The following is a 4,329-nucleotide window of genomic DNA, read 5'->3' on the forward strand; positions in this document are numbered from 1 at the left end:
GCGCCGTACACCGTCCTACCGGCCACCGTGTCCTTGTCGATCCGTCGGGTCAGGTGCAGCCCCTCGAGCACGAACTCGACCGCGGCGGCCACGCGCCCCGGGGAGGCGGCGTCGCCCTCGCCGAGGCGGTCGAGCACCTTCGACAGCCCGGGCACCGGCCCGACCTGGGCCAGCAGGTCGGTGGCGGTCACCAGGTCGCCGGTCTCGACGACCGACCCGTCGGCGAACAGTCCCGTGAACCCGGTCAGGTCCAGCCCCGCCAGCCGCGCCCGGAACGTCTCCGCGGTCGCCACCTTCAGGACGTGCTCGAGCACCGTCCGCTCCCGGCCCTCCTCGCCCATCTCGAACTCCACCTTGCCCAGCAGGGTCGGCACGATCGTCGGCACGTCGCAGATGCGTGCGACCGCCGCGTCCTCGTGCATCCGCGCGGCCCGGCGCAGGGCCGACGCCGCCACGCTCTCGACCCCGGCGATGGCGAACCGGGCCGACACCCCGGACCGCTGGTCGACCGAGGCCGACTCGCGCAGCCCCCGGGTGAACCTGGCGACCACCTCGACAAGATGCTCCGGCACGTCCGCGACGAGCCGGGCCTCCTGACGCGCGACGGCGACCTCGTCCGAGACCTCCTCCGGATAGTGCGTGCGGATCTCGGCGCCGAACCGGTCCTTCAGCGGCGTGATGATCCGGCCGCGGTTGGTGTAGTCCTCCGGGTTGGCGGTGGCGATCAGCAGCACGTCGAGCGGGAGCCGCAGCGCATACCCCCGGATCTGGATGTCCCGCTCCTCCAGCACGTTGAACAGCGCCACCTGGATCCGCTCGGCGAGGTCGGGCAGCTCGTTGAGCCCGAAGATGCCGCGGTTGGTCCGGGGCACCAGCCCGTAGTGCACCGTCTCAGGGTCACCCAGGGTGCGTCCCTCGGCCACCTTGATCGGGTCGACGTCGCCGACGAGGTCCCCGACGCTGGTGTCCGGCGTCGCGAGCTTCTCCGAGTAGCGCTCGTCCCGGCGTCGCCACACGACGGGCAGGGCCTCACCCAGTTCCGCGGCCAGCCGCAGACACCGCCGGCACACCGGCGCGAGCGGGTCGTCGTGGATCTCGCACCCCGCTACGGCCGGGCTCCACTCGTCGAGCAGCCCGGCCACGGTCCGCATCAGCCGGGTCTTGCCCTGGCCCCGTTCGCCGAGCAGGACCAGGTCGTGCCCGGCCAGCAGCGCACACTCCAGCTCGGGCAGCACCGTGTCCTCGAAGCCGACCATGCCCGGGAACGCCGGCTCACCCGCGCGCAGCCGCGCGACGAGGTTGGCGCGCACCTCCTCCTTGACGGACCGCCGGCGGTACCCGCTCGCGACGAGCTCGGCGAGGGTGGTGGCGGCCGGAGTGGTCGAGGCGCTCATCCGCCCACGCTACGTCCGCGCGCCGGTCTGACCACACCCGGGGCACGGGAAGACCGCAGCCAGGTCCCACCATGCGTCACCACCATCCGTCGCTGACCACAGGCGCGGGTGTGCACACCGACGACCGTTGGTCGCACACCGGGCCACTCGCACGCACGACGGGGGGCTCGGGCACGGCTGTCCGTCGACCAACGGTCGTCGGTGTGCACGGGGCCGCACCCCGGGCGGCGCCGACGACGGTCAGTCGAGCGGGTCGAGCGCGTCGTGGTCGCCGACTCCGGCCGCGAGGGAGGCGAGACAGTCGTGCCCGGTGCCCAGCAGGTGCTCGAGCGTGGCCAGGTGGGCGGTGTAGGCGCCGATCGAGTACTCCGCGGTCATCCCGATGCCGCCGTGCAGCTGGATCGCCTCCTGCCCGATGTGCCGCCCGGCTCGAGCGGTCTTGAGCCCGGCTCGCCGGCCCGCCTCGATGACCTGCTCCGGCGCCTCGGCCAGCACCATCGTGGCCCAGGCCACCAGGCTGCGGGTCGTCTCGAGGGCCACGTACATGTCGGCCGCCCGGAAGGTCAACGCCTGGAACGTGCTCAGGGTCACCCCGAACTGCCGGCGGCTCTTGAGGTAGCCGACCGTCGTGTCGAGCGCCACCTCCATCGCCCCGAGGGCCTCGTTCGCGGCGATGATGCGCGCCGCGGCCAGGACCCGCTCGATCTCGGCGGTCCGGTCGACCGGCTCACCGAGCGGCTCCGCCGCAGCGTCGTCGAGGACCACCCGGGCCGCCCGCCCGCCGTCGACCAGCGGGTAACCGTGACGGGTCAGTCCCGTGGCCGAGCCGTCGACGAGGAACAGGCCGGTGCCGCCGCCCGGCAGCGCGGCCGAGACCGCCAGCCGCTCGGCGGGGGCGCCGTGCACGACGGGCTCCTTGGTGCCCGTCAGCCGCCAACCGCCACCCTGCCGTATGGCGCTCACCCCCGTGGCAGCCGGCGTCCACCGGGTGCCCGGCTCGGCGTGCGCAAAGGCGGGCACCAGCTCGCCGGACGACAGCGCCCCGAGCACCTCGGCCCGCTGGGGGTCGGTGCCGACCGCCGCGACGAGGCCCCCGGCCAGCACCACCGACGAGAGGAACGGCTCCGGTGCCAGCACCCGCCCGAGCTCCCGGGCCACGATCGACACCTCGACCGGCCCGGCGCCGGACCCGCCGTCCGACTCGGCGAACGGCAGCCCGAGCACGCCCATCCCGGCCAGGTGGCGCCATACGTCCACCTCATAGCCCGGCTCCGCGCCGACGACCCGGCGGCGGTTCTCGTAGTCGCCGTAGGCCTTGCCCAACAGGGCGCGAACGGCGTCGCGCAGCGCGACCTGCTCGGCGTCATACGTGAAGTCCATCTCGCCTTCTCTCAGAGTCCGAGGATCGTCCGGGCGATGATCTGGCGCTGGATCTCGTTGGACCCGCTGTAGATCGAGGCCTTGCGCAGGTTGAGGTAGACCGGTGTCGCGGCCCGTGCCCACCCCGGTGCGGTGGACCCGTCGCCCGCGAACGACGCCGCGGCGGCGGGGCCGGCGAGGTCCATCGCGAGCTCGCTGACCTCCTGCTGCAGCTGCGTGCCGCGCAGCTTGAGCACCGAGGAGGCCGGATCCGCTTTGCCGTCGGCGGAGTTCGCGGCCACCCGCAGGGCGGTCAGCTCGAGGGCGAGCAGCTCGTTCTCGAGCTCGACGAAGCGGGCGGCGACGAGCGGGTCGGTCAGCAGGCCGACCGAGGCGGCCCAGCCCTTGGCGTCCGTGAGTACCCGCTTCGTCGCACCGACCGGGGCGACCCCGACGCGCTCGTTGCCGAGCAGGAACTTCGCGTAGTCCCAGCCGTGGCCGCGCTCTCCGACGAGGTTGCCGGCGGGCACGCGGACGTCGGTGAACCACACCTCGTTGACCTCGTAGCCTCCGTCGATGAGCTGGATGGGGCGCACCTCGAGACCGGGCGTGGTCATGTCGACCAGCAGGAACGAGATGCCCATCTGCTTCTTCGGGGCGTCCGGGTCGGTGCGCACGAGGCAAAAGATCCACTCGCCGTACTGTCCGAGCGTCGTCCACGTCTTCTGGCCGTTGACGACCCACTCGTCACCGTCGCGGACCGCGGTGGTGCGCAGCGAGGCGAGGTCGGAGCCGGCGTCGGGCTCGGAGAAGCCCTGCGACCACCAGATGTCGAGGTTGGCGGTGGCCGGCAGGAAGCGCTCCTTCTGCTCCTGCGAGCCGAACGTGGCGATCACCGGGCCGACCATGTTGGCGTTGAAGGGCAACGGCGGCGGCACGTAGGCCCGGGTCAGCTCCTCGTGCCAGATCTGCCGCTGCAGCTCGGTCCAGTCGCGCCCGCCCCACTCGACCGGCCAGTGCGGGACGGCCAGACCCGCGGCGTTGAGGACCTGCTGGCTCGCGACGAGCTGGTCCCTGCTCAGGTGTCCCTGCGCGGCGACGGTCCGGCGGATCTCGTCGGGGACCCGGGTGTTGAAGAACTCCCGCAGCTGGTCACGGAAGGCCGCGTTCTCGTCGCTGAGCCGCAGTCGCATCGGACACCTCTTCGTCGGTCGGTACCGCACCCATCATGACCCATGCCGGTGGCGCACCGACCGGTGCGGGACCCGCCGGCGGCCTCAGTGCAGCACCTTGAGGCCGACCACCCCCGCGACGATCGCCACCAGGCAGGCGGCCTTGGCGACCGAGACCGCCTCGACGCCGGTGAGCATCCCGTAGAGGACGGTCAACGATGCTCCGATCCCGGTCCACACCGCGTACGAGGTCCCGGTCGGCAGGCCGCGCATGGCATACCCGAGGCCGACCATCGACAGTGCCGCGGCGACCAGGAACACGACGGTCGGACCGAGCCGCGAGAGCCCGTCGCTCCGGCCCAGGGCCGTGGCCCAGACCGCCTCGAGGACACCGGACAGGACCA

At 72.9% G+C, this 4,329-nt stretch carries 4 protein-coding genes; all 4 read right to left on the reverse strand.

Annotation, left to right across the window (positions count from 1 at the left end):
- Positions 1-1,394, reverse strand: a 1,394-nt coding sequence (locus WMI84_RS17110; protein ID WP_347354984.1) for a sigma 54-interacting transcriptional regulator, incomplete at its 3' end; no start/stop codon positions are given.
- 240 nt (positions 1,395-1,634) lie between these two features.
- Positions 1,635-2,774 (reverse strand): acyl-CoA dehydrogenase family protein, encoded by a 1,140-nt coding sequence (locus WMI84_RS17115; protein WP_347354985.1) that lies wholly within the window; start codon positions 2,772-2,774, stop codon positions 1,635-1,637.
- An 11-nt stretch (positions 2,775-2,785) separates the two neighbouring features.
- On the reverse strand, positions 2,786-3,946 hold the full coding sequence (locus WMI84_RS17120; protein WP_347354986.1) for an acyl-CoA dehydrogenase family protein: 1,161 nt from the start codon (positions 3,944-3,946) through the stop codon (positions 2,786-2,788).
- An 84-nt stretch (positions 3,947-4,030) separates the two neighbouring features.
- Positions 4,031-4,329: multidrug efflux SMR transporter (locus tag WMI84_RS17125; RefSeq protein ID WP_347354987.1), on the reverse strand; the 299-nt coding region annotated here is incomplete at its 5' end.

This window comes from Intrasporangium sp. (genome assembly GCF_039812505.1).
Lineage (GTDB): Bacteria > Actinomycetota > Actinomycetes > Actinomycetales > Dermatophilaceae > Intrasporangium_A.